Here is a 22,052-nt window from a genome sequence, read left to right on the forward strand (position 1 = left end):
CGGCCGCCAGTGGCAGCCTCCCCCTATTGTTTGACCGCATCGGCCAGCAACCCCACAGACAGAGCATAGAAATTGGAACAATTATAATCCAGGATCGCCCGGTAATTGCCGGTCAGCAGATAGGCGGTCTTGCCCGGCCCGTCCGGCTCCAGCAGCGTGGCCATCACCGTGTCGCCGGGCCAGATGCCGCTGGCGGGAAACAGGCCGAGCTTGCGCCATTCGGCCATGGTCAGCCAGCGGCTATGCCGGTTGAACACGCGCGGGCAGCGCGCCGGGTTGGTCCTGGCCGCCACGCTGGCGCGATCGAAACTGGACGGCACAGACACCGCCACACCCCAGGGCTGGCCACGCCGCCATCCGGCCTGCACGAAATAATTGGCGATCGATGCCAGCGCATCGGCCTCACTGGTCCAGATGTCCGCGCGCCCGTCGCCATCGCCATCCTTGGCCAGCCGCAAATAGACCGACGGCAGAAATTGGGGATAGCCGGTCGCCCCTGCCCAACTGCCGATCAGGCGGCTGCGCGGCACGCCATTGTCCAGCATCTTGAGCGTCGCCAGCAATTCCGGCTCGAACAAAGCACGCCGCCGCCCCTCATGCGCAAGCGTCGCCAGCGACCGGATCAGGTCGAAATCGCCGGTATAGCTGCCATAATTGGTTTCATGGCCATAGATGGCGACCATGATCTCCTCCGGCACGCCGGTCTCCGCCTCGATCCGTGCCAGCCGCGCCCGGTTGGCCTGATAGGCGATCCGCCCACGGCTGATCCGCGCGGCGTCGACATGCTGGCGGCGATAGGGTTCGAAATTGGGGATCGGCGAATAAGCGCCACCACCCGGCTGGGTCTGGTCCAGCGCGATGACGCGCGGGTTGGGGGTCAGCGTCGGAAACACGCTGTCCAGCGTTGCGTCCCTGATCTCCATCGCCCGTGCCTTGGGCCGCAGGCTTTCCAGATAGGCGCGAAAATCCGTGCTATCTTGCGCCAGCGCAGCACCCGGCACGACGGCACCAGCGGTTACGCCAGCCAGCCCCAGCAACAGCGAAAATACAGAAGAACGCAGAGAATCTCTCATCCCCCCGTTGTTGCACAGGCCGGACGGCAGGTGAATCCCCTTAATGGCAACTATGGCCCGTTTAGACGATGAACCGAGCCACAGGCGATTTTTGCGCTTGGCAAGCCAGCACAGCGCGCTAGGAAGCGAGGCGACGGAAGGGTGGCAGAGTGGTCGATTGCAGCGGTCTTGAAAACCGCCGATGCGCAAGTATCCGTGGGTTCGAATCCCACCCCTTCCGCCATTCTTCGTTGTAATCATCTGTAAATGTTAGATTATTTGATGGAGAGTGGCAGCGTCCCCACCAAAATACGCACACCGAATATTCGTTATCTGGGAATGTCGACCAAGCCTTCCCGCCTAAATTGCGCGAGTGCATCGCTATCTCCATAATGGAACCGACCATCGGATGTCTGCGCATAGGCTTTCCCAACTCCAAGCCTGTGCAGGCCCTCAGATTCTATTACTACGCTGAGTGATTCTCTTGGGCCGAGTGAACACGGGAGTTCCGGTCCATGGATGATATAGCCAGATGTCATGGTCACCCGACGTGGGATTTTGCCTTTAGGTTTGCCTATCGTGAAGCCTAGATCTTGAATGGTAACGGGGAAAGCGCTCCTGTTCACAATTTCTATCCCTAACCCGGCCCACCCCACGGTGATCGTCCACTGCGGCGTGACCAACAAACGGACGCGCCGGTCTTGGAGGGTGTTCCACGAATTAATTAGGCCCAAAACCGTTCCCGCCACAGCGAGGGCAGGCACTAAATATGCAGTCCAAACATCGGTCATGATTCGAGATAGCACCACCTCAGCATAAACAAAACGCCCCGATCCTTTCGAACCGGGGCATCTGGAGGTTTGCGCCATAGTGGCAAGATCATATTTCATTGATCCTTCACCTCGTATCCGCTATATAGCGCGCTGTGCTGAGAGGCGGTTTGGCCGTACAGCCTGGGGTACGCTTCGGCGGTGGCATCAGGCATCTCAGACATCACCGCTTCCGCATCGTCACCAGAACAACGGTATATTTCCGCTGCTCGAACACGGAATAGATGCGCTCGCCATTGGCGCGGGTGATAGCAGCGACGGGCAAGAAAGGCGGGGTGGTTTATCGCGCCCATGACTCAAGCCTCGCCCACAAGGCGCTTGCCTTGCCTGATCATGAGGGCAATCCGGTCATCCGGGGGCGGCGCGTGGCGGTCGTGAAACATCGTCACGACTTTGCGGATGAAGTCCCGCTGCGTGACAGGCTCCCAATAGTCGAGAGCATCCATCGCCTGCGCGAAGGCATCCTTCGAAAAGGTGCCGTCATTGATCCCGTGCCAAGCTGCCCAATAGGCCGCGACAGGATCAGGCAAAGGGATGGCCGTCATGGCCATGGCAGGCGCGGCGACGATGATTGGCGCGAGCGACAGTCCAGTAATGAAGGCACGGCGATCGGTCATTGCGCTTCCCTCCTGTCGTTCGCGGCGATAGCGATGGTGAGCGAGGCAAGCTCCGCCTCCCACCACGAAAGTTGCCAGCGGCAGGAGTTGACGCGATAGCGCGCCTCCTCGACATCTGAAGCATTGTCGGGAAGCGGGGTCGCGACACGGCGCGCAGGGAAGGTGATAATCTTGGCCATTATGCAGCACCTCCAAGACCGGTGAAGGCCAAAGGCCCAGTATAAGGCTGAACCTCATTTATCTGCCCCTCATCCTCGACATTGCCGCCGCCCGCGTCACTGATCGGGCAACCAGCACCGCCTGCGCCGGTCGTGTAGCGCACGCGATCAAGACTGGTGTTCACCTCGTCCTCATCGCACTGGCCGCTCTCGTCGTCCTGTTCTGCCGGGTCGTCGTCCTCGTCATCCTCGCGACCGGCAAGAATATTCGGCCCGCGCTTCTGACTCCCGCGCATGGTGTGCCACTCGATCCAAGCGCCTGCGTCCTGATCGCTGATCGCGCAACCTGCGCCATCGCTGCCATAGGCGACGGCCATCGGCGAAAGGGTGAAGTCATCCTCCAGATCGTTCCCGTTTTCCGCGTCCGGGTCGCCGCCAATTAGGTCAAGCACGTCGATGAGGATTTCGATCGCTGCGCCGATCTCACCGACGCTATGCTTGTTCAAGAGACGCGCCGCGATCAGGGCCGCCGCAGCGGGTGGGAATTCGGGGTGATTGATGACGCCCATGATTCAGTCCTCCCCCTTCATCGACGCCAGCCATTCAAGCCGGTTGCCAAGGACGTAATTGCGGGGACGGTTTGAGCCACATTGCCCTTGCGGACGAAACTTTAAGGGTGGAGGGGTCGGTGTCGAGGTCGGACGCATTGCGTCACGCCGCGAAGTTGTTACTTCGTGCATAGCTTCAATCCCTGTCACAGAGGGTTGCGGTTAGACCTGGGGGAAAGGTAGCCGCCTTTCCTTCAGGTCGCTTTTGTGTTAACGTAGTTCTTATGGATGGTCAAGAAACTTCGTTAACACGGAAACGGCGCGGGCCTAAGCCGACAGGGCAAGGCCATGTTGTGGGAGTTCGGCTCCAGCCTGCCGATCTAGAAGCGCTCGACGCATGGATTGCCGGTCATGGCGATCAGCCTTCCCGGCCTGAAGCCGTCCGCAAGCTGATACGGCTGGCGCTGGCCGCGCAGTATCGCGAACCTCAATAAGGCTGTTCAACCTAATGGGCCGGTGGCATTCTGTCCGGCGCAGGGGGTGGACGTATGCGGGCAATATCATGGTGCTGGTTGATGGTCGCGCTGGTCGCGGCACCGGCTTATTCTAGAGACTGGCCCGACGCGGGCGGCTGGACGATCGTAGAGACAGACAGCGCTTGCGGCATGTCCCAGACCTACGAAGGCAAGGGCGAATCTGAATTGCTGGTTTGGCTGAATGAAGGCGGCGACGTAGGGTTGTCTATCAGCAACGATCTTTGGTCGCCCGTTGACGGCCAGAAATATGACATGGATTATCTTCTGAACGGCACGAGCTACGGCGGCGGCTCTGCGGTCGGCGATGCTGACAAATCTAAAAAGGGCTTCGTCTCGCGTTTTGACGGCACGTTCCTGAGCGACTTTGCAGCCGGTAGCAGTCTAACCATTTACCGCGGCGAATTGCTGGTCGATCAATTGAGCTTGAAAGGGACGACGGCGGGCGTTGCTATGGTGCGCCGATGCATGGCCGCGCTGAAGGCGAACAAAGCCGCCGCTGAGCGGGAACGCCAAAGGCTGGCGCATATCGCGGACGATCCCTTTGCCGTGGAGCAAACTGAACAAGAAAAGCTCCAGTTTGGTGCAAATTCGGCCAAGCCGCGCAGCTTGCCAGCCGCGTGGGTAAGTGATGCTGATTACCCCAGCGCAGCGCAACGTGAACGCCGGCAAGGTGTCACCGGCTACAAGCTGGAAGTGAATGCGGACGGCCAGGCGACCAGTTGCATCGTGACCTCATCGAGCGGACATGCTGACCTAGATGAAGCCACGTGCAGGCTGCTTCCACGGCGCGCTCGCTTTAGCGGCAGCGGGGTTTATGAGAGCAGAGTGACATGGCGCCTGCCAGAATAGACGTGGCGGACGAACTGTCCGCCACCCAATCCATCCTATGCCGCCATTTTGAGCCATCCCTGTAGGGTGCGCGGCTTCACTCCCCACTGCATTGCCCATGGTCGGCAGATCAGGCCGCTTCTGCCGTCTCCATATTCGCCCGGCGCGATGCCAACTCACTCTCCCAAGCCTCGGCAATCGGCATCGCGCCGTCTGGGGTGATCAACTCGCCCACCTGGTCAGGATATTCCTTGAGGATGGACCGGGTTATTCCGTCGCGTGTGATTGTCGTTAGTTCAGCAAAGCCGCCGACCACGTACTGCACGCTGTCAATATAGGTCGAGACGAAACGCCGCTGTTCTTCGAAAATGGCCAAGCCATCTGCGGCCGGGTCCATAGCATCGACCCAATCCGTAGTGTCATCGACCGTTCTCCCAAGCGCGCCCTCAAGGCTGACAGGCGGAATGGTCATGACGATCGGTACATAGATCGGCGTGTATTGCCCGTAGAAATCATTCATCGACCAGCCTTCGGTGTCAGCCGGGTCGCCAATCGGGTAGGTGCAGGCCATGACAGTCGTCACCCGCTGGGCCGACTCTGACCACCCCGCGATCGTTATAACGTAGTGACGCATTTTCGCGGGCATATCGCTCGCGAACGTCAGAAACCCGGTGTCGATTACCGACATGACGCCTGGCAGAACCTTCACGATTTCATCAAAGCTGTCGCACCGTGAAAGCATCCATTCGAGGAATTGCATCGACCAGTCCGACCCACGGGTGGCAAAGACGCATCCCGACCGGGGCAACTCACATATCTTGCTCCGGATCGAAAGGATGACACCATCAAGGTCATAGTGGGCCGCGTCGGTAATTAGGTGCACAGCATCGTTTTGCTGAATAACGGTGATCGAACTCATGAGACGGCGCTCCAAGGTTTGAATTTGCCAATGATGGTGAATGCGGATTTTCCAGATCCGGACATGCTGATGGTTGAGCCAAGCCCGCTGGCAAGTCCGCCGCCGCCTGCCCCGCCCGCTGCGCCGCCAAACACGGCAACAATGGCCTGCTTTGCGGCCAGCCGGATAAGATCAGAAATGATGCCGTCGATAACAGCGCCAGCGACGCCGCCCAATTTCAGATATTCAGAGCCTGCCCGTGCGATGCCGTCAGTCAGGCGGTTGAGGCCATCAACTTGAACCTGCTCAATCCGGTCACCAATGTTGGCCAGGTCTTCGCGCCCCTCATCAAGGTATGCCTGCATGGGCGACGCGCCTTCGCGATCAGCCCCGGTGCGCCGCGCGCCCTGTCGCTGGGCAAGCCGGGCCTTAGCCCCTTCCGCGTCCGCGATTTGCCCATTCGCTATGGCGATCTCCAGTTCCTTGCGCTCCTGTTCTTCGACCAGGTTAAGGATGCGATGCTCAGCGGCCAGCCGGTCTTTCCGCGATAATAGAAGGTCGGCACCGGCCTCCTTGGTGGCGCGCTGGTCGGCTAGGTCGCGCACGGCCAGTTCTGCGTTGCGGTCGCCGCGATCCTTCTCGATCCGCGCGCGCTCCGATGTCTCGTAAGATTTCAGTTCGGCCAGCAATTTCGCCTTCCGCGCGCCGCCATATTCCTTGCTGGCCGCAATCTGGTCCTCGGCTGAACGGATCTCGTCATTCAGTAAGCGATGTTCTAATTCGGCCCGATCACTCGCACTTGAGGCAACGGCCAGCCGGGATTGAAGATCGCGGGCAACGATCGCGCGCAAGTCCTGTGAATATTGACGGGAAATGTCGTCTGCCGATGGTCCAGACGCGCCCTTGCTACCGCCGCTTTTGGGCGCCGCACCGGCTACAGGAACCGTAGGCTTGGCTGGATCGATGAAACTGGCGGGATTGACCTGAACCGCCTGACTTTCCAACTGGTCGAGCTTCGACAACCGCTGCCGCAATTCGTCAATCTGGCCCTGCCGCCTGTTCTGGCGATCGGCACGCCTGCCCTTTTCTCCCGAAATATAGTCGATGGGGAGGTAGCCGAATGTGTTGCCCACGGTTTGGCTGGTTCGCTGCTGCTGCTCCAGACGCCCCAATTCCGTCCGTGTCTTGGTGCGCTCTGTGCCGATCATGGCGAGGGTGGCGATTTTAGCCTGCGCCGCCAAAGTTGCAGCTTGACCAGCCGCCGACTGGAACGCCCTGCCCAGCTTATCGACCTGGCCCGCTGCCGTGACCGACGCATTACCGACGATGTTGATGTTCTGCCCAGCGGCGATGGCGCGCGAGGTAGCGCCTTCCACCTTTTTGGACAGGGAATCGAAGTTGGAATTGAGGTTCGCCAGTCGTGCTTCAGTTCTGGCGCTTTCGGTCCCGACATAGACAATCGCAGCAGCAATGGCGGTGATGGCAGCCACGACCGGGAGGCGCTGAAGCACTGTAAGCCCGCCTGACAATGCGGCGGTAGCGTTGGCGGCATTGATGGCGCTGATCGTATAATTGACGCCCACAGCCGTCGCGATGAGCGCAATCGCAGGAATCAGTGTGTCGAGATTATCCGCGACCTTGCCCAGCGTCTCGCCTAGCGCCGCCGACACGCCATTGGCTTTGTCCGCTTCCCCGAAATAGACCGTCAGGGCATTTGTCAGGGTCGTGTAGCCCGCCGATAGAGTGAGGGTGGCATTGGCTGCCTTTCCCTCCAGCATTTCCGAACCAGACAGAATCGCGTCGAAAAATTCCTTCGATGAAACCTTGCCGTCCTTCACCAGCGTTGTGAGTCGTGCGACCGATCCACCAAAGCGAGACGACCCATTGGCGGCAGCTTCCAACAGCGGATAAAGCCCATCGAGAAGGCTGTTATATTCTTCGGCCTGGACCTTCCCGCCGCGAAGAGATTGGGTGAGTTGGAGCAGCGCGCCGCTTGCCTCTTCCGATGACATGCCGGTGATCTTGAGCGAAGCGGAAACCGCGTCCGTGATCCCGAATATCTGTTGCTGTGAAGCGCCAAGTTCCTTGCTGGCCTGGGTTAACTGCCCATAGAGATTGGACAGGCCTTCAATCTCGACGCCGTATTTCTGCGCGCTGGCGAACAGGCGATCCTGCACGGCTTTCATGGCGTCGCCTTCCACGCCTGCCACGCGCAAGTTGTTCTGTAGACGGGTGAAGCCGTCCAGCAGCCCTACCAGTTCGCGGCCCGTGAAATATCCGCCGATCGATGCCGCCAGCGCTTTGATGGACGCGCCCGCGTGCTGACTATTCGACCGGATGGCCTTCTCCATCTTGGCAGATGAACCGATGATCTTGTTCAACGCCCGATCAGAAACTTGGGCGGAATCTCCCATCTTCTGTTTCAGATCGCTCATGTCCGCACGAATGCGCACCAAAACATCCTCGGCAACGACGGTCATCGGGCGGCCTTCCTTAGTTCATGACGGATTGCTTCATTAATCAAGGCGACGACCTCGCCCTTGGTTTCACGCGCGGCTGGTCCCATGAATGGGCGGGCCTCCATCTTGGACGTGCCAAATTCGAGCGCGGCGCTGTATTCGGCATTGGAGGAAATTTCGACCTCCAGGACACCGGTCTGCACGGTCTCAATGTTGCCATGCAGTCCGCCAAGGTCATTGTTTGGAGCTTCGCCCGGCTTTGAGGCTACGTGTTGATGCTTTCCGCCGCTATGCCCGGATGCTGATCCAGCCATGATCGAACCCTTGGCCCGATCTTCAACAATCTCCCCCGCAGCAAATAGCGCCTTGCCTAAGCGCTTTTCCATGGCGGGGCTGGCCATCTTCTTGAAGCGGGAAACCAGCCGTCGATGCCCCTTAACATCAACCATGGTGGGGAATCCGGTGTGAGGTTGCACGCGGCCTTGTGCGATCGGCCCGGTTTCTCGATACTTCGGCGGGATCACTGGCGGACATCACCTCCGCCGCGCGCGCCGGGTCAAAGCGCAAAAGCCACGCAAGGTGTTGGGCATCGGTGAAGCACCTCGCCCGCTCATCTGCCGGGACGTGTCGCGCCTCCGGAGGATAGGCGGCGGCGATCCGGCGCACGTTTGCCATATCCAGAGTGGAATGCAGGAGGGGAGGCAAAGCCCCTCCCGCACCTTCCGCGCCCCTCACTGGCGACGGAATGGCTTCAGGCGACATCGTCAACGCCGACGATATGAGCATAGACCAAGGCAGCGGCGATATCGTGCAACTCGCTGAGCGGACGATGCGGCGGGCTGAATTTGTTGACGATCTCCCGCGCATCGTCCTTGTCCATCCCGCCGCCGATCAGGCCCAAGCGAACGACGTTGCGAATGTCGCCCTCTGACGCGATCGATGCAAAAGGATTGCCGACAGTGCCGCCCTCGCCATCCTCGATACGGCCAGACATGAGCGACGACAGGATGAGATGGATCGGCCTCGGCGTGGCTCCAAGCTGGCGCGGGCCGCCGCCTGGCGCCACGCCGATTTCGAGTTCGAAAATCTCCATGGCACCCAATTCCATGCGATAGACGCCATCACCTATGGGTTGGGCGGGCAGGTATGTGAGCTTGTTCATTGCTTCACCTCGATAGCAGGGATGGGTTGCCGCATATCGGGCAGGGGGGACGTTCGCGCACCTCCATCCGATATGCGGCTGGCCGGGCGGAGAGTGACCCGGCGCAAGCGTGAAAAGCACTGTCTCACAACACGCTCACAGATGCGGGCATGCCAATGCTTTCATTGTCGGCGGCAGGGCGGACGCCACAACCCTTCGCGCGCGCAGCTTCCGCCATTTCGGACGAGAGGGTCAGGATTTGCACGTCCCGATAGACGCCTACATCGCCGCCTTGTCGAGCAATCGTGAACATGGCGGTGTTATTGGTAGGCGGGGTGACAACGTACCGCTTCCAGCGCGCGGCCTCTTCCTGCCGCTTGATATGGGCTTGGCGGCGCGCTTCTTGCTCCATGTTCTGTAGGAGTGCGAGCGTGCGATCCCGAACCGGCCAAGCTAGCTCTGTCGTTTGGCTAGCGTCGAACGTCGGCACCTTCATGTTGACGAGACGCGGGATCTGCGAGCCGGATGGTTGGCAGAATGTCGCAGGGCATCCACGCGCCTCCGCCTCCGCGCTATCCAGCCAGTCAAGACCATAGGCGCGGGTTTTGTTCAATGCGCCACACTCGGCTTCACTCGACTTGATGCGGTCGAGCAGCGTCACAAGTTCACCGATAATTCGGGGACCGTCGATCCGCAAATCCTCAACGAGCTTCGTCCTGCGCTCGTTAACGGCGGCATGCTCTTCGACCGCACGACGGCGGCGATCGGAGTTCAGCAGATCCTCGTACCGTTCTTGAAGCTGATCACGTTTGGCGGCGAGGCGGACGACTTTGCGCGACAGTTTCGACGCATCATCGGCGGCTTTATCGGCTTCTGCCTCTGAGGCAGTCGCAGACTTGCTGAGCGCGTCAAGGCGGTCGTGTTCGGCCTGACTGATTGCTACTGACGCGGAAACTTCGTCGATCAATTCTGCAACGGTAGCAGCACGGGCACCATCGCCCATTGCCGCTGCAATTCGTTCGTCTAATGGCTTGGCCATGTCTATTCTCCATAGGCGGCGCTAAGGCGCGGCCATTCAAATTAATTAGAGGTAGCGGGCGGCCCGGATCGCGTCCCTCACTGTTTCAGTGGAAGGAGCATCCAGGGATTCGATATATTCACGTCGCGCGCCTTCGCACTGCATTCGTGCACCTGCGATTTCCGTCTGGTAACGACCGAACAAAACCGCATCACGGATTGCCTTGCTGTTTTCTGCGGCAATCTTGGCTTGTGCCACCACCTGTGCCGTTGCTTCGTCGAAGGCGGGCGCCCTATCCCCCATGAAGGCAAACTTGGTTTCGTGAATGTGGCGTTCGCGCGCGACATGGGCGGCGACCTTCTCGCCTCCATCTTTGCTCACTGCGCTATCGCCGATCCTGCACTCGCTTCCTGCACGCCCTTGCGGAACCAAGGCGATATGATTTCCGCGAATCTGGCGCTGCGTCGCTTGGAAGCGAGTGCCATCGGGCGCGACACCATCCCCCCAGACGAGTTCGCAATTGTAGCCAGCCGAGAGTTGGCGCGCTCGACCGCTATCGTAGGCTTCGACGGCGGACGCATCAGCAAGCATCAGGGGAATTTCGACATAGCCGCCATCACGGGCGACGCGCCCCTCAGTGAAACCGACTGAAACCTTCCTCCAGTTCGCTGGCGTGACGCCTTCGGAGGGGTGATCAAGCGTGATGGCCTTGTGCGCAAATGATGCCATTGCTTCATCCGCAAAAACTTCGTCCTCTGGGCGGTAGACGGTGACGGTCGCCAGTTCAGGGCGGCCCATCTCTGCCCCGGCATAGGTGTAGCACCCACTGCGTGCGAACTTTGCGACTGCTGTGATCCGGCCATCGGCCAGGCGGCGCACCTTTTCCAACGGTGCACGGTCATGAAATGCGACTTGCATAAATTCTCCATTTGCCAGCGGAGCGCGGGCAGCGCGACCGACACAGGCATGTCGGTTAAAGGCAAAGTGCGCGATTTCAGGGAAAGGGTTTATAACCCTCAGACATGCCGAATTTGTGGGGCCGCGCGCCGCTTGCGGTTGCCCGGCGCACCATTTGGCCAGCGGGTCCGGGTTAGGTAATCCCGGCGCGCCGCGTGAATTTCCTGATATCCCTCTTCATCAACCCATCGGCGCAAAATGCGATAGTTCGTGCCGAAATGCTCCCGTAGCTCATCACTGAAACCCATGCGGATATAGGCTTCCCGGAATGTGCTCGGCTTGGGCCGGTAAGGCTTGAAGGTGCCTGCAACTGGCAATGCCACGCTCCCGATGACTGGATCAGGAGAGGGAAATTATCCATGCCGGTGTCGGGGTTTATAACCTTCAGCCAAATTGGCGGATATCCCGTCCGCCGCGCTGGCCGGCCAGCGCCTGCAGAATCGGGCGGCAATCGGGACGGTGCGGAGCAATCCCCACCGCTTTCCCATCAATGCGGGTCCGTCATGCCTCGTTCAAGGCTTTGAGTTCCCGTCGCATCATCGCGGCATAGCGGCGCATCTCGATAGCCTCGGCGGAATACCGCCCATGCTTGAAATTATGCTGGTTGCCCTTGGGCGCGCCCGGATTTGTCCCGCCGTGCATCCGGCACCTTTTGCGCCCGGCGACGGCGGGGGATTGGCACTGTTTCCCCGATCGCGTTCGGGCCAGGCAGCGCCGCGCCTGCGCTAAAATTTCCGGCTGCATCCGATTGATCCCCACTTTCCGTTATCTGCCCCCTCCCCCCGGCGGGGTGATTATGCACGTCACCGACAACAGCCTGGCCGCCAGGATGGACATGCACGACGCGGACTGTCTGCTCGCCCTTTCGCCGCAGTTTGGCCAGTGCCTCGGCCTGCCCCGTGAACGTGCGCATGATCTTGACCGCGAGGTTGCCGAATATTTCGGCACTGTGCTGGCTATTGATCTGGGATAAACATTTCATCGCAGCGTCGTTTGTGGCGACCATTTGCGTAATGAGCATGGCCTCTACCTCGTTTTCAGGCTTGAGGCCGTCCAACACGGCGAGCGCAGAATTGATCTCCCGCGTCGCCCGACGATCGGTTGGCGCATTGAAGTAGGTGAGAAGGTTTACCAACATCGAGTCGATAAACTCTGGCGAAGTAGTGCCAAGTGCGTCGGCCAGCCTGATCGTCAATTCCCGGTCGGTCATGCCACTGATCGGCAGGCGCGTGTTGCTATTGTGACCAGTAGTTTTGATCTCAAGACCGATGCGCTCTAGCCCTTGATCCATCCTTGCCAACAATCGCCGCGATGCCAGCCTGCTCGCGACCTTGGTTTGATCTGCCCTTGTATCCGCATCTATTGCCGGAGCATCCTGCGTTTTGCGTGCCATGTCAGTTGTCCCATCCAAGAATGTTGCCGTTTGCGTCCAGATCGTCGTCGGGGCCATCCCCCAAATCTGGGGAGACTGTTTCGATGCGGGATGGACCAGATTTGGACCATCCCCTCTCCCCTTCATCAATGGGTGCGGCGTCCCCAAGGGCCGCACCCTCTAAGTATGAAATACTAGAGCACCCTCTTTCCCCCACCGTCCCGCACGGTTTTCCGCCATTTTCGACCTCGCCATCCCGCACCGTCCCGCACGTTTCCGCGAACACAATCCGCGCGGTTTTCTGCGGTTTTTCATCGAACCTTCCCGCACCTTCCCGCACCCCATTTTGTTCAGGATTGATAGCCAATCCCAACACCGGCTTGCGGTCTGCCCCCTTCCATAATGGTTGGGCTGCCAGCACGGCTTGAAGGTGCAGCAGGCGATTCAAGGCTGCCTCGAATTGCCTAGCTTTCATGCCGCCAGCGCTGGGCATTGCCGCCATCACCTTGGGAGCGTAATTGCCCGCCGATCGGCTGTGAGACACATTGCGGCGCTCTTCTGTCAGCTTGGCCAGGCAAGAGAGGAATCGCTCGTTCTCGCCATTGGCACGCGCCACTGCGGCAATCTCTGCGCCGACATTTGCTGGCAAATCGCCATCACGCACGAAAGCCCACTTGTGCCAACGGAACTGCACTTCTTCACCGCGAGCGGCATAGTTGGACTTCGACCGGCGCAAGACACGCTCATCAGGATCAGACGGCGCGCCATCATCTGGCGTGTTCCAGTCGAGAAATAGCCGGTTGCGGACATGCGCGCTCCATCCGGTCGAACCACTGGTTTCGTTGCCCTGTTTGTTGCCCTGAGCGTGCTGCTTGTTCGGGTGGGCCAACAGGACGACTGCGCCATCGATCTCTAGCGACAGGCGCTCTAGCAGGCCAAGGAAGGCGGCGACATCGTGACGGGCATTCTCATTGCCAGGAAACACATGGGCGGCGTTATCGACAAAGATCAGGTTGGCACCGAAAGACAGCGCGGCCTGCCGGATTTGTTCATATCGCTTTGTCGGCACAATACCGCCCTGGGCATCAAAACTGCCCAGCTCGTTACCAAGCTGCCCTTTGAGCGAATATGTCGTCAACCAGCCTTTGAGCGACGCCATGGTAATGCCTAGTGCGGCGTTGATGCTCTCCTGCCGGAGGTGCATTTCGTCGCTGGAATCCTCGCAGGTAATGTAGATTGCTTTGACATGCTCGATCTCGATACCAAGGAAGGGAAGGCCCGAGGCTGCGCACGTTGCCATCTGTTGGGCCAGAAGCGACTTCCCCACGCCGTCCTGACCGCCAAGGAGGCCCGCGGACCCGCGCACGATCCAGTCCTTGGCGATGAAGCGGCGTGGCGGCGGCGTGTTGCCGTCCCACTGCTCTGGACCGCTCTCTCCCGGCAGCGCGTCGGGATTGGGATTGGCTGCTGGAGATTGCTCCACGTCAATATCTGCCGCAACAAACGCGCGTTCGGCCAAAGTTATTAATTCTTGCGCCGTCCCCCCGGCGCTGAGCCAATCGGAAACATCGCCCTTTGGCGGCAACCCAGAAAGCAACAGCCCCTCGACAGCCGCAACGTGAGGGCGCAACGCCGCGATGCCCGCTGCGACATGTTTGGCTCCAGCCTCGTCATTGTCCTCTAAGATCACCACCCGGCGGCCGGGGAAGTGTTTGGCGATGACGCCATCAAGGCCGTTGAACTTGGCCGCCCCTCCGGGATTGGTTGTCGCGACCAGGCCAAGCGATATAAGCCGGTCGCAATCCTTCTCGCCCTCCGTCCAGAACACGACAGCGGACGGGTCTGCCTTCACCAGCCTATCAAGGCGATAGGGCACCTTGCGCACGCCATTCATGCAACCCTTGCGGCAAATGAACCCGCCGCGCCCGTCTGGGCCGTGTTGGAGGAATGGTGGCGCATGGCCCTTGCCCAGTCGTTCGACGCGGAACACGACTGCGCCATGCTCATCGGTATAATCATAGAACGTCTTTGCGTGTTTCTCACGCGGCTCGATCATGCCTTCGCCTTCAAGCCATTGGAGTGCCCCCACCTTGTCACAGCGCCGTTCGCGCATGATAAGGTCAATCACTCCGCCCCCGACGTTCGCTGCCTTGTCGTGCCAGACACCTTCCGGGATATCGACCTTGAAGCTACCACGACTGCCCCAGCGCAGTGTATCGTCGCCGGGCTTTCCATGGTCCGGATCGCCCAACAGTGCCACCGCAACATCGCGGATTAGGGGCGCAAATGTATCCTGGGCAAGCGTCATGCTGGCTTGCCTCCCGAAGGTGGGAGGGGCGGTAGAAAACTACCGCGGTCGCCCACCGTAGTTTTCGTGGGACGCGGAGCGCGGCGGCGCTGTGCTGCACGCCAATGTTCGTAGCCATAGATCCGCGCTGTCATGCGGCCCTCCCGGCGCGGAGGTCGCGTGCCTTCTGCACCAGGCCATCGACCCATGCCATGGTGACACTATCAAGGTGTGGGGCGAATCGGAGGCTTTGCAACCGAGACAGAGACCTCCGCGTCAGATATTCGCCCATGAATGCCGGATCGTTCAACAGCGCGTCAATCTTGGTCCGGTGATGGGCAAACGGTGGGGACGCTGCACGGCGGCAACTCGCCGGATCGAGCAAATAGCTCGAATTTTCGCCGGAAATGCCACGCTCCACAACATCGGATATGCGGAGGCCATGTCCGCCAAGATGCTTGATCAGCATTCTTGCGGCGTTCAGGGCCTCTCCATCGTGCGGCGATTCAATGCGCGATGCGATCTTGCCGATCCGGGCGGCGTCGGGACAGGTGTGCGGGTTCATGCCAACGCCCTCCCGTCCATGGTGCAGTCGAAAATGGGCAGGTTCAGGCGTTCGCCTTTGCTGACCAGCAAGTCGAGGGCTTCCCCATAATCACCTGTCCATTCAGCGTTCGCGCCCGGCGCAATGACGCCTACGGCTTCGATGCGATATTCGTCCCAAGCGTGATCCCAAACCAAGGCGACATGGGGACGGCGGCGTTCGATCGGGAACGTGATGACCTTACCCACGTTCGCCTCCTGTCTTGTCGATGACAGGCCAGCCATGAGCCTTGTGGCGGGCGTCGGCGCAGGAGAGCGCTTCCGCGTGGGTGCGGAACTCCAGGCTAGGCCACGCGATGCTGCGCGGCTCGAAAGTGACAACATAGCGCCCGCCGAAAACGCATTCGTTGATGACGATCATGTCAGGCATTGCCAGTCACCCCAAAAGCAAGAGGGGCGATCATCGCGGCATGATGAAAAGAGAGGCCATGTCGTGCAGCCAGATATTGGATGCGGGCGTGAGCCGTGCTATATGCGTTGCTGCTCTTACCGGAGACAGCAGCGCCTTCGCCCTTATGGGCGGGGGCGTTTCTCGTATATGCCATGGCTGATCACGCGGCCTCCGCAAGGCGGCGAATGCTGGCGATCTTAACCAGTCGGCGACCGCCTACACGGCTAGTCTCAATCCGGCCTTCCTTCATCCAATTGTAGATAGTGGCGCGCGAAACACCGATCGATTTCGCAGCGTCCAGCACAGAGCAGCAGATGGGTTCCATGTCATTCTCCGTCGTTTGACGGTTCTTGACTAAGTTGGATCACCCATCGCCGTTGAGGGTAGCCCGTTTGGGGCGCGTCCGGCAAGATATCCGGGAGTTCTACGGTATTCAGTCCGTATAGACTACCAGTCCCGCTCGTCCAACGAGCGCGGCGCCTCTAAGCCATTGACGGCCATGTCTGCAGTGGAAAAAATATAGTGACTTTTAAGCATCTCACTAATTTCGTCTAAGGCCAACTCGCGTGCATCTTCATCGTCGCTATTCATTTCCTCAATAAGTTCAGGAAAAATCGGAGTAACCGCGCTATCTAAGTTAAGCCATCCATCGCCGCGTTCGATAAGTGAACAAAATTCTTTATAAAACGGGATAGCGTACTTTCGCATTGCTTCAAATCCCAACTTGAATTTCTTGCCAGCAACTAAAATTGCCTCATCGCCAGTAATGCCGTTCTTCCTAGCCTCGAAAACGGCCTCTCCCGCGTCAAACCACCTGTATCGATCGTTTACGGCTCGCCTCATTTTCGCAGCCGGAAATCCCTCAGCGACCAGCCTCGGCTTGGGGATGCCATCTGAGTTATATTCGGTCGATCGGTATCCCGAACGCCCACGTCCGATCGCGCTTGCCAACTCAACACGAACTTCTCGGTCAATTTCCGCATCTGAGAGTAATAGCTGGCAAATAGCGTCGACAAACATGCCGCCGTCTTGGAAGGCAGAGCCGTTCAAAGCGTCCAGCGCCCTCCAGTTCATAGAGCTTGGGTCGTCCGTGCGCGGATAATCATCGCCATAAACGCTCATCCTACCACCATCCGCACGACATTGCTGCCGCCTTCACAATAATTCGCCCATGCGGCCATCATTTCGCGCCGCTTCGCTAGCAGCGATCCGCGCCGATATGCTGCCTCGACCTTATTCTTGATCACGTGCGCCAAGGCTGCCTCAGCGACATCGCTCGGAAAGCTGGTCTCTTCCGAAACCCAATCGCGGAATGCCGAACGCATACCATGGACAGTCCCGCTCTCGCGCGAGATTCCAGCATCGCGCAGGGCCTTTGCCATGGTCGCATCGCTCATCGCATCGCCCTTGCGTCCAGGGAACACAATGTCACTTGTGCGCAATTCTTTTGCCCGCTGCACGATTGCCAAAGAACGATCGCTGAGGGGGACAACATGCTCTTTGCCAGCCTTCATGCGATCGGCCGGAATGATCCAAAGCCTCGCGGTCAGGTCGATTTCATCCCACGTTGCGCCTCTGACTTCGCCCGATCGCGCCGCAGCCAGGATTGCAAATTCGAGCGCTAGATTGCCGATGGTTTCATTGCTCCGGATCCTGCGCACCAGATCGGCGACCTCGATGTATGGCAGGGCTGCGAAGTTCCCCTTGCTGCCGCGCTGCGGCCCCAAGCCAAGCCCTACCGCGCCATTCGATACCTGAGTATCGCGGTATTCCCTCGCATGTGCCCAATCGAGGATTGCCATGATGCGCTGGCGGACGCGGCGCGCGGTTTCTGGCCGTTTCTGCCAAACATCTGCGACAGCCTCTACAACCTGGTTCACGCCGATCTTATCGACGGGCAAATGCCCCAACTTGGGATAGGCGTATGTCTCCAGCGTGTTTTTCCACTGATCGACATGCTTGCCATTGCTCCAGACCACTTTGCGTTCCGCGTGAACGATCTCAGCAGCTTCTTTGAAGGTGGGCACCTTGCGTATAGCGCGGCGGCGCTCCGCACGTGTAAGGATGGGCATCCCGTCGCGGCCAGCCTTGCGTAGCGCTCGCGCTTTTTCGCGCGCCTCAGCAAGTGTCAGGTCAGCAAAGGGGCCAAGGCCCATGTCACGGCGCTTGCCTTCTCCATCCCGCACGCGGGCAATCCAACTGCGCGCACCCGATGGACTGACACAGAGGATCAGGCTTTCGCCCACCGAATGGCGACCCGGCGCGCGCGCCATTGAATTGACTTCGGTAACCGTGGCGGGCTTTGCCCTGCGCTTTCTCTGTTCGGCCATGTTTGTCTCCACCACCATGTTCCCCACTCAGGGGGCTAGCTGTGGTTAGACACTATTCGACATCGTTCTACAACTGTTCTCTTCAAATCGGCTTAAAAGCGTCTGCATTTAGATGCTGTTAGACGCGCTTAGTTCGAATCCCGGCAGTCACCCCTTCCGCCATTCACTCACCCATAAACCCCAGCCGATAGCCGCCGGAGGCTGATCTCGCGCTGCCGGGGGGCTTCCACTGTGCGCACCGATGGTTCCGCGATGACCGCCAACGGATCGACCTGGCGGCTCAGCAACAGGCCGCAACGCTCCACGCCGCGCCAGATCACCGTGCCACATACTTCCAGATAGTCAGCGATCACGGTGACGCGCGCGCCGATGGGCGAAAGGTAGAAGCCGGTGACCAGAGCGCCATAGGCAGAGATGTTCTGGATCGTAATCGGCTCGGTGACGCCATCCCATAAAAGCGTCGCGCGGGCATTGGCCACGAAGCGGCTTTCGCGGCGACGCTCGACTTGGGGGCGATAATGGATGCTGTGCATGACTGTCTCCCGGTTTCCCCCCAGGATCAGATGCAACTTACTCGCAGCAACCTTGCAGAAGCGATAAGCGGGCTGGTTAACCGGGGGGCAGGGACGACCTAGTTGGCCCACCCCGTCCGGTGATCAGGCCAGCGCGCCGTGGCAATGCTTGTATTTCTGCCCCGATCCGCAGGGGCAGAGCGCGTTGCGGCTGATGTCGAGATTGGCGAACTCGCCAGCAGGCGCCAACGGCGCGCGCGGGATCGTCGTCGTAACTCCGCCGAAAGTCCCTGCGTCAAAATCGGCGCTGTTATCGTCCCCGGAGAAGGGATCGATATGGGTCGTGATGAAATCGGGCAGCACCGGCAGGTCGAATTCCGGCATCGGTGCGTCCATGCGAAACTGCACGCGGGCGATCGACCCCGTCACATCCTCGCGGATATTTTCCAGCATCCGCTCGAACAGGGCAAAGGCTTCCTGCTTATATTCGTTGATCGGCGTCTTTTGCGCATAGGCGCGCAGATGCACGACCTGCCGCAGGGCGTCGAGCGTCGAAAGATGCTCCTTCCAGTGATGGTCCAGGCTCTGGAGCAGGATGGATTTTTCGATCATGTGCCAGTCAGCCGCATCGACCTCCTTGACCTTATCCTCGACCGCGGCATTGGCCAGCGTGGTCAGCCGCTCCTCGATCATCTCAGGATCGACCGCATCCTCGGTCAGCCAGCCGTCGAAATCGGGTTCAAGCCCCAATATCTCGGACGTCCGCGCCTTGAGCTTGGCGATATCCCATTGTTCGGGATAGGTGCCGGGCGGGCAGGCGCTGCCGACAATGTCGTTCACCGTTTCATGGCGCATGTCGGTCACGACGTCATCGACCGTGTCGGCATCCATGATGTCGGAGCGCTGCTCGTAGATCACCTTGCGCTGGTCGTTCATCACGTCATCATATTCGACGACTTGCTTGCGAATGTCGTAGTTGCGCGCCTCGACCTTCTTCTGCGCGGTCTCGATCGCCTTGCTTAGCCATTTGGACGGGGGCAGCGCCTCGCCATCTTCCAGGTTGGACCGGATCATCTTGGCGAACATCGTGTCCGGGCCAAAGATGCGCATCAGATCATCGTCAAGGCTGAGGTAGAAGCGCGACAGGCCCGGATCGCCCTGACGGCCCGAACGGCCGCGCAGCTGATTGTCGATACGGCGGCTTTCATGACGCTCGGTCGCCAGCACGAACAGGCCGCCCGCCGCCAGCACTTCGGCCTTTTCGGCCGCAATCTCCGCCTTGATCGCCTCGATCGCCGCGTCACGCTCCGGTCCTTCGGGCATATCACGCAGCTCATCCTCGACCCGCAATTCCAGATTGCCGCCCAGCTGAATGTCGGTGCCACGCCCGGCCATGTTGGTGGCGATCGTCACCACGCCTTTGCGCCCGGCCTGCGCCACGATATGCGCCTCGCTCTCATGGAAGCGCGCGTTCAGCACCGCGTGCGGCACGCCTTCCTGATTAAGGAATTCGGACAGCATTTCGGACTTTTCGATCGACACCGTGCCGACGAGGACCGGCTGGCCCTTTTCGGCATGTTCCTTGATCGTGCGGGCAATGCCGCGAAACTTGTCCTCGATATTCTTGTAGAAACTGTCCTGCTCGTCGATCCGCTGCACCGGCTTGTTGGTGGGGATGGTGACGACGTTCATCTTGTAGATTTCGTAAAATTCGGTCGCTTCGGTCGAAGCGGTGCCGGTCATGCCCGAAATCTTGGGATACATACGAAAATAATTCTGGAAGGTGACCGAGGCGAGAGTCTGGTTTTCCGGCTCGATCTGGACGCCTTCCTTGGCCTCCACCGCCTGATGCAGGCCGTCCGACCAGCGGCGTCCGTCCATCATGCGGCCGGTAAATTCGTCGATGATGACGACCTTGCCGTCCTTGACGATATAGTCGATGTCGCGACGGAACATCACGACCGCGCGCAGCGCCTGGTTCACATGATGGACGACCTGCGTATTCTCGAAATCATAGAGGTTGCTGCCCTGTAGCAGCCCCGCATCCTCCAGCAGCCGCTCGATCTTTTCCGTGCCATCCTCGGTCAGGGTGACGGAGCGCTGCTTTTCGTCCTTCTCATAATCGCTTTCGGTAATCTGCTTCACGATGGCGTCGACCGCGACATAAAGCTCCGACTTGTCGTCGGTCGGCCCGGAAATGATCAGCGGCGTGCGCGCCTCGTCGATCAGGATCGAGTCCACCTCGTCGACGATGGCATAGTTGAAAGGCCGCTGGACCATCGACGCGCGGTCATATTTCATATTGTCGCGCAGATAGTCGAAACCCAGCTCGTTGTTCGTCGCATAGGTGATGTCGGCGGCATAGGCAGCGCGGCGCTGGTCCTCGCTGATGTTCGGCACGATGACGCCGGTGGTCAGGCCCAGGAAACGATAGACCTGGCCCATCCATTCGCAGTCGCGGCTGGCCAGATAGTCGTTCACCGTGACGACATGGACGCCCTTGCCCTCCAGCGCGTTGAGGTAGGTCGCCAGCGTCGCCACCAGCGTCTTGCCCTCACCCGTGCGCATTTCGGCGATTTCGCCACGATGCAGGACGATGCCGCCCACCATCTGCACGTCGAAATGGCGCATCCCCAGCACCCGCATGGCCGCTTCGCGCACCGTGGCAAAGGCTTCGGGCAGCAGGTCGTCCAGCGTCTCGCCAGCGGCCAGCCGTTCGCGGAACCGCACCGTCTGCGCCGCCAGATCCTCGTCGCTCAACGCCTGGATCGCAGGTTCGAACGACGCGATCTTGTCGACGATCTTGCCCAGCGACTTCACATAGCGTTCGTTGGACGATCCGAAGATGGACTTGGCGAGGGCGCCGAACATGCAATTTCCTGACACAATAGGGAAGCGCGCCCCGGACAAGGGACCACGCGCAGACATGCGCGGCGATTTAGGGAGCGCTCAGCCGATAGTCAATCGAGCGGTGCAGACGCTTTCAGCCCTCGCCTTCTCTGTAACATGCGATCATGACGGCATCCGCCACGTTATCCGGCCATTATATGAGTCGGGTATCGCAGTGCCGGATGCATTGCGGGCGGGCTTGAACCGCGCGCGTTTGCTCAGCAGCCGACAAGTCGCCTCATCCAGAACGGCATGGCCCGACGATGCTGTGACAATGCATTGTTCCACTTCCCCGGACGAGCTTATAGTCAGGCGGAAGCCTGCTGTCCCCTGCCATGCATTGCGCTGGGCTTCCATGGGATAATCAGAATCGCTCAGCCACGTGCCAGGACTGGACCTTGGCGCAGCGCGATCAGATGAGGCAGACGTCGAGGAAGAGGCGGTCCGCTGCCCCGGCGGTTCCGACGCAGGCTTAACAGGTCCGGCTTCCGGCAACGGCGGCAGATCAACGTCGAATTGTTGCTGCCAGATCGATACGGCAGCAGCCAGCAGCGCCATCACGCCTACCGCTACTATCAATTCCCTGATCCGTTGGTTCATATGTCTGCCCAGTTCCCCCATTGTCC

24 protein-coding genes, 1 tRNA gene and 1 pseudogene are annotated in these 22,052 nt (G+C 59.8%); 3 read left to right on the forward strand and 23 right to left on the reverse strand.

Going from position 1 to position 22,052, the window contains the following annotated elements:
• Positions 1-23 precede the first annotated feature (23 nt).
• Complete coding sequence (locus KRZ98_RS03885) at positions 24-1,073, reverse strand: lytic transglycosylase domain-containing protein (RefSeq protein WP_217672304.1); 1,050 nt, start codon at positions 1,071-1,073, stop codon at positions 24-26.
• Between the two features lie 135 nt (positions 1,074-1,208).
• Between KRZ98_RS03885 and KRZ98_RS03890 the strand changes: the two genes are divergently transcribed.
• Positions 1,209-1,296, forward strand: a tRNA-Ser gene (locus KRZ98_RS03890).
• A gap of 882 nt (positions 1,297-2,178) precedes the next feature.
• On the opposite strand, the gene KRZ98_RS03895 is transcribed toward KRZ98_RS03890, so the two are convergent.
• From KRZ98_RS03895 to KRZ98_RS03905, 3 genes are read right to left on the reverse strand one after another with little or no spacing between them, the layout of a single operon-like run.
• Entirely contained in the window at positions 2,179-2,499 is a 321-nt protein-coding gene (locus KRZ98_RS03895; RefSeq protein WP_217672305.1) for a hypothetical protein, read from the reverse strand.
• On the reverse strand, positions 2,496-2,678 hold the full coding sequence (locus KRZ98_RS03900) for a hypothetical protein (protein WP_217672306.1): 183 nt from the start codon (positions 2,676-2,678) through the stop codon (positions 2,496-2,498). Before KRZ98_RS03900 ends, KRZ98_RS03895 begins: the two co-directional genes overlap by 4 nt.
• Positions 2,678-3,226 carry a hypothetical protein gene (locus tag KRZ98_RS03905; protein WP_217672307.1) on the reverse strand — a complete coding sequence of 183 codons (549 nt, stop codon included), beginning with the start codon at positions 3,224-3,226 and terminating at the stop codon, positions 2,678-2,680. Before KRZ98_RS03905 ends, KRZ98_RS03900 begins: the two co-directional genes overlap by 1 nt.
• A 332-nt stretch (positions 3,227-3,558) precedes the next feature.
• Between KRZ98_RS03905 and KRZ98_RS03910 the strand changes: the two genes are divergently transcribed.
• On the forward strand, positions 3,559-3,699 hold the full coding sequence (locus KRZ98_RS03910; protein WP_217672308.1) for a ribbon-helix-helix domain-containing protein: 141 nt from the start codon (positions 3,559-3,561) through the stop codon (positions 3,697-3,699).
• A gap of 81 nt (positions 3,700-3,780) precedes the next feature.
• Positions 3,781-4,590: an energy transducer TonB gene (locus tag KRZ98_RS03915; protein WP_254798043.1), complete on the forward strand. Its 810-nt coding sequence runs from the start codon at positions 3,781-3,783 to the stop codon at positions 4,588-4,590.
• 109 nt (positions 4,591-4,699) lie between these two features.
• Here KRZ98_RS03915 and KRZ98_RS03920 read toward each other — a convergent pair whose 3' ends face one another.
• The 19 genes and pseudogenes from KRZ98_RS03920 to KRZ98_RS24515 all read right to left on the reverse strand — a co-directional run bounded on the left by KRZ98_RS03920 (position 4,700) and on the right by KRZ98_RS24515 (position 22,047).
• Positions 4,700-5,488, reverse strand: a complete 789-nt coding sequence (locus KRZ98_RS03920) for a hypothetical protein (protein ID WP_217672309.1) — start codon at positions 5,486-5,488, stop codon at positions 4,700-4,702.
• Positions 5,485-7,947: a tape measure protein gene (locus KRZ98_RS03925; RefSeq protein ID WP_217672310.1), complete on the reverse strand. Its 2,463-nt coding sequence runs from the start codon at positions 7,945-7,947 to the stop codon at positions 5,485-5,487. The genes KRZ98_RS03920 and KRZ98_RS03925 overlap by 4 nt, the downstream gene beginning before the upstream one ends.
• On the reverse strand, positions 7,944-8,450 hold the full coding sequence (locus tag KRZ98_RS03930) for an HK97-gp10 family putative phage morphogenesis protein (RefSeq protein ID WP_368389778.1): 507 nt from the start codon (positions 8,448-8,450) through the stop codon (positions 7,944-7,946). Before KRZ98_RS03930 ends, KRZ98_RS03925 begins: the two co-directional genes overlap by 4 nt.
• Positions 8,451-8,677: 227 nt before the next feature.
• On the reverse strand, positions 8,678-9,088 hold the full coding sequence (locus KRZ98_RS03935; RefSeq protein ID WP_217672311.1) for a GTA-gp10 family protein: 411 nt from the start codon (positions 9,086-9,088) through the stop codon (positions 8,678-8,680).
• Between the two features lie 124 nt (positions 9,089-9,212).
• Positions 9,213-10,106 carry a hypothetical protein gene (locus KRZ98_RS03940; protein WP_217672312.1) on the reverse strand — a complete coding sequence of 298 codons (894 nt, stop codon included), beginning with the start codon at positions 10,104-10,106 and terminating at the stop codon, positions 9,213-9,215.
• Positions 10,107-10,151: 45 nt separating this feature from the next.
• Positions 10,152-11,003, reverse strand: coding sequence for a DUF2213 domain-containing protein (locus KRZ98_RS03945; protein ID WP_217672313.1), 852 nt, complete (start codon positions 11,001-11,003; stop codon positions 10,152-10,154).
• 98 nt (positions 11,004-11,101) lie between these two features.
• Positions 11,102-11,365, reverse strand: a complete 264-nt coding sequence (locus KRZ98_RS03950; RefSeq protein WP_217672314.1) for a hypothetical protein — start codon at positions 11,363-11,365, stop codon at positions 11,102-11,104.
• A 178-nt stretch (positions 11,366-11,543) separates the two neighbouring features.
• Positions 11,544-11,705, reverse strand: a pseudogene (locus tag KRZ98_RS24510) (hypothetical protein); the annotation flags it as partial.
• Positions 11,638-12,435: a hypothetical protein gene (locus KRZ98_RS03955; RefSeq protein ID WP_254798044.1), complete on the reverse strand. Its 798-nt coding sequence runs from the start codon at positions 12,433-12,435 to the stop codon at positions 11,638-11,640. The pseudogene KRZ98_RS24510 and the gene KRZ98_RS03955, both read right to left, overlap by 68 nt.
• A 1-nt stretch (position 12,436) precedes the next feature.
• Entirely contained in the window at positions 12,437-14,527 is a 2,091-nt protein-coding gene (locus KRZ98_RS03960) for an AAA family ATPase (RefSeq protein ID WP_217672315.1), read from the reverse strand.
• A gap of 325 nt (positions 14,528-14,852) precedes the next feature.
• Entirely contained in the window at positions 14,853-15,266 is a 414-nt protein-coding gene (locus tag KRZ98_RS03965) for a hypothetical protein (protein ID WP_217672316.1), read from the reverse strand.
• Positions 15,263-15,493 (reverse strand): hypothetical protein, encoded by a 231-nt coding sequence (locus KRZ98_RS03970; RefSeq protein ID WP_217672317.1) that lies wholly within the window; start codon positions 15,491-15,493, stop codon positions 15,263-15,265. The genes KRZ98_RS03965 and KRZ98_RS03970 overlap by 4 nt, the downstream gene beginning before the upstream one ends.
• Positions 15,486-15,665 (reverse strand): hypothetical protein, encoded by a 180-nt coding sequence (locus KRZ98_RS03975; RefSeq protein ID WP_217672318.1) that lies wholly within the window; start codon positions 15,663-15,665, stop codon positions 15,486-15,488. Before KRZ98_RS03975 ends, KRZ98_RS03970 begins: the two co-directional genes overlap by 8 nt.
• A gap of 190 nt (positions 15,666-15,855) precedes the next feature.
• The gene (locus KRZ98_RS03980) at positions 15,856-16,020 is read right to left on the reverse strand and encodes a helix-turn-helix domain-containing protein (RefSeq protein WP_217672319.1); all 165 of its coding nucleotides are present in this window, start codon (positions 16,018-16,020) and stop codon (positions 15,856-15,858) included.
• Between the two features lie 122 nt (positions 16,021-16,142).
• Positions 16,143-16,817 carry a hypothetical protein gene (locus tag KRZ98_RS03985; RefSeq protein ID WP_217672320.1) on the reverse strand — a complete coding sequence of 225 codons (675 nt, stop codon included), beginning with the start codon at positions 16,815-16,817 and terminating at the stop codon, positions 16,143-16,145.
• A complete protein-coding gene (locus tag KRZ98_RS03990) occupies positions 16,814-18,025 on the reverse strand; it encodes a tyrosine-type recombinase/integrase (protein WP_217672321.1) in 1,212 nt (403 codons plus the stop codon). Before KRZ98_RS03990 ends, KRZ98_RS03985 begins: the two co-directional genes overlap by 4 nt.
• Positions 18,026-18,192: 167 nt before the next feature.
• Positions 18,193-18,558, reverse strand: coding sequence for a PilZ domain-containing protein (locus tag KRZ98_RS03995; protein ID WP_217672322.1), 366 nt, complete (start codon positions 18,556-18,558; stop codon positions 18,193-18,195).
• A gap of 123 nt (positions 18,559-18,681) precedes the next feature.
• On the reverse strand, positions 18,682-21,408 hold the full coding sequence (secA, locus tag KRZ98_RS04000; RefSeq protein WP_217672323.1) for a preprotein translocase subunit SecA: 2,727 nt from the start codon (positions 21,406-21,408) through the stop codon (positions 18,682-18,684).
• 141 nt (positions 21,409-21,549) lie between these two features.
• Complete coding sequence (locus KRZ98_RS24515; protein WP_217672324.1) at positions 21,550-22,047, reverse strand: energy transducer TonB; 498 nt, start codon at positions 22,045-22,047, stop codon at positions 21,550-21,552.
• Positions 22,048-22,052 lie beyond the last annotated feature (5 nt).

The organism is Sphingobium sp. AS12 (assembly GCF_019097845.1).
GTDB lineage: Bacteria > Pseudomonadota > Alphaproteobacteria > Sphingomonadales > Sphingomonadaceae > Sphingobium.

Bases quoted from the DNA above. Each gene is read 5' to 3' on its own strand.
- KRZ98_RS03975 (WP_217672318.1), bottom strand. From the start codon at position 15,665: ATGATCGTCATCAACGAATGCGTTTTCGGCGGGCGCTATGTTGTCACT.
- KRZ98_RS03960 (WP_217672315.1), bottom strand. From the start codon at position 14,527: ATGCGCGAACGGCGCTGTGACAAGGTGGGGGCACTCCAATGGCTTGAA.
- KRZ98_RS03885 (WP_217672304.1), bottom strand. From the start codon at position 1,073: ATGAGAGATTCTCTGCGTTCTTCTGTATTTTCGCTGTTGCTGGGGCTG.
- KRZ98_RS03980 (WP_217672319.1), bottom strand. From the start codon at position 16,020: ATGGAACCCATCTGCTGCTCTGTGCTGGACGCTGCGAAATCGATCGGT.
- KRZ98_RS03955 (WP_254798044.1), bottom strand. From the start codon at position 12,435: ATGGCACGCAAAACGCAGGATGCTCCGGCAATAGATGCGGATACAAGG.
- KRZ98_RS03935 (WP_217672311.1), bottom strand. From the start codon at position 9,088: ATGAACAAGCTCACATACCTGCCCGCCCAACCCATAGGTGATGGCGTC.
- KRZ98_RS03920 (WP_217672309.1), bottom strand. From the start codon at position 5,488: ATGAGTTCGATCACCGTTATTCAGCAAAACGATGCTGTGCACCTAATT.
- KRZ98_RS03990 (WP_217672321.1), bottom strand. From the start codon at position 18,025: ATGGCCGAACAGAGAAAGCGCAGGGCAAAGCCCGCCACGGTTACCGAA.
- KRZ98_RS03905 (WP_217672307.1), bottom strand. From the start codon at position 3,226: ATGGGCGTCATCAATCACCCCGAATTCCCACCCGCTGCGGCGGCCCTG.
- KRZ98_RS03900 (WP_217672306.1), bottom strand. From the start codon at position 2,678: ATGGCCAAGATTATCACCTTCCCTGCGCGCCGTGTCGCGACCCCGCTT.
- KRZ98_RS03965 (WP_217672316.1), bottom strand. From the start codon at position 15,266: ATGAACCCGCACACCTGTCCCGACGCCGCCCGGATCGGCAAGATCGCA.
- KRZ98_RS03940 (WP_217672312.1), bottom strand. From the start codon at position 10,106: ATGGCCAAGCCATTAGACGAACGAATTGCAGCGGCAATGGGCGATGGT.
- KRZ98_RS03995 (WP_217672322.1), bottom strand. From the start codon at position 18,558: ATGCACAGCATCCATTATCGCCCCCAAGTCGAGCGTCGCCGCGAAAGC.
- KRZ98_RS03895 (WP_217672305.1), bottom strand. From the start codon at position 2,499: ATGACCGATCGCCGTGCCTTCATTACTGGACTGTCGCTCGCGCCAATC.
- KRZ98_RS24515 (WP_217672324.1), bottom strand. From the start codon at position 22,047: ATGGGGGAACTGGGCAGACATATGAACCAACGGATCAGGGAATTGATA.
- KRZ98_RS03985 (WP_217672320.1), bottom strand. From the start codon at position 16,817: ATGAGCGTTTATGGCGATGATTATCCGCGCACGGACGACCCAAGCTCT.
- KRZ98_RS03945 (WP_217672313.1), bottom strand. From the start codon at position 11,003: ATGCAAGTCGCATTTCATGACCGTGCACCGTTGGAAAAGGTGCGCCGC.
- KRZ98_RS03925 (WP_217672310.1), bottom strand. From the start codon at position 7,947: ATGACCGTCGTTGCCGAGGATGTTTTGGTGCGCATTCGTGCGGACATG.
- secA (WP_217672323.1), bottom strand. From the start codon at position 21,408: ATGTTCGGCGCCCTCGCCAAGTCCATCTTCGGATCGTCCAACGAACGC.
- KRZ98_RS03915 (WP_254798043.1), top strand. From the start codon at position 3,781: ATGGTCGCGCTGGTCGCGGCACCGGCTTATTCTAGAGACTGGCCCGAC.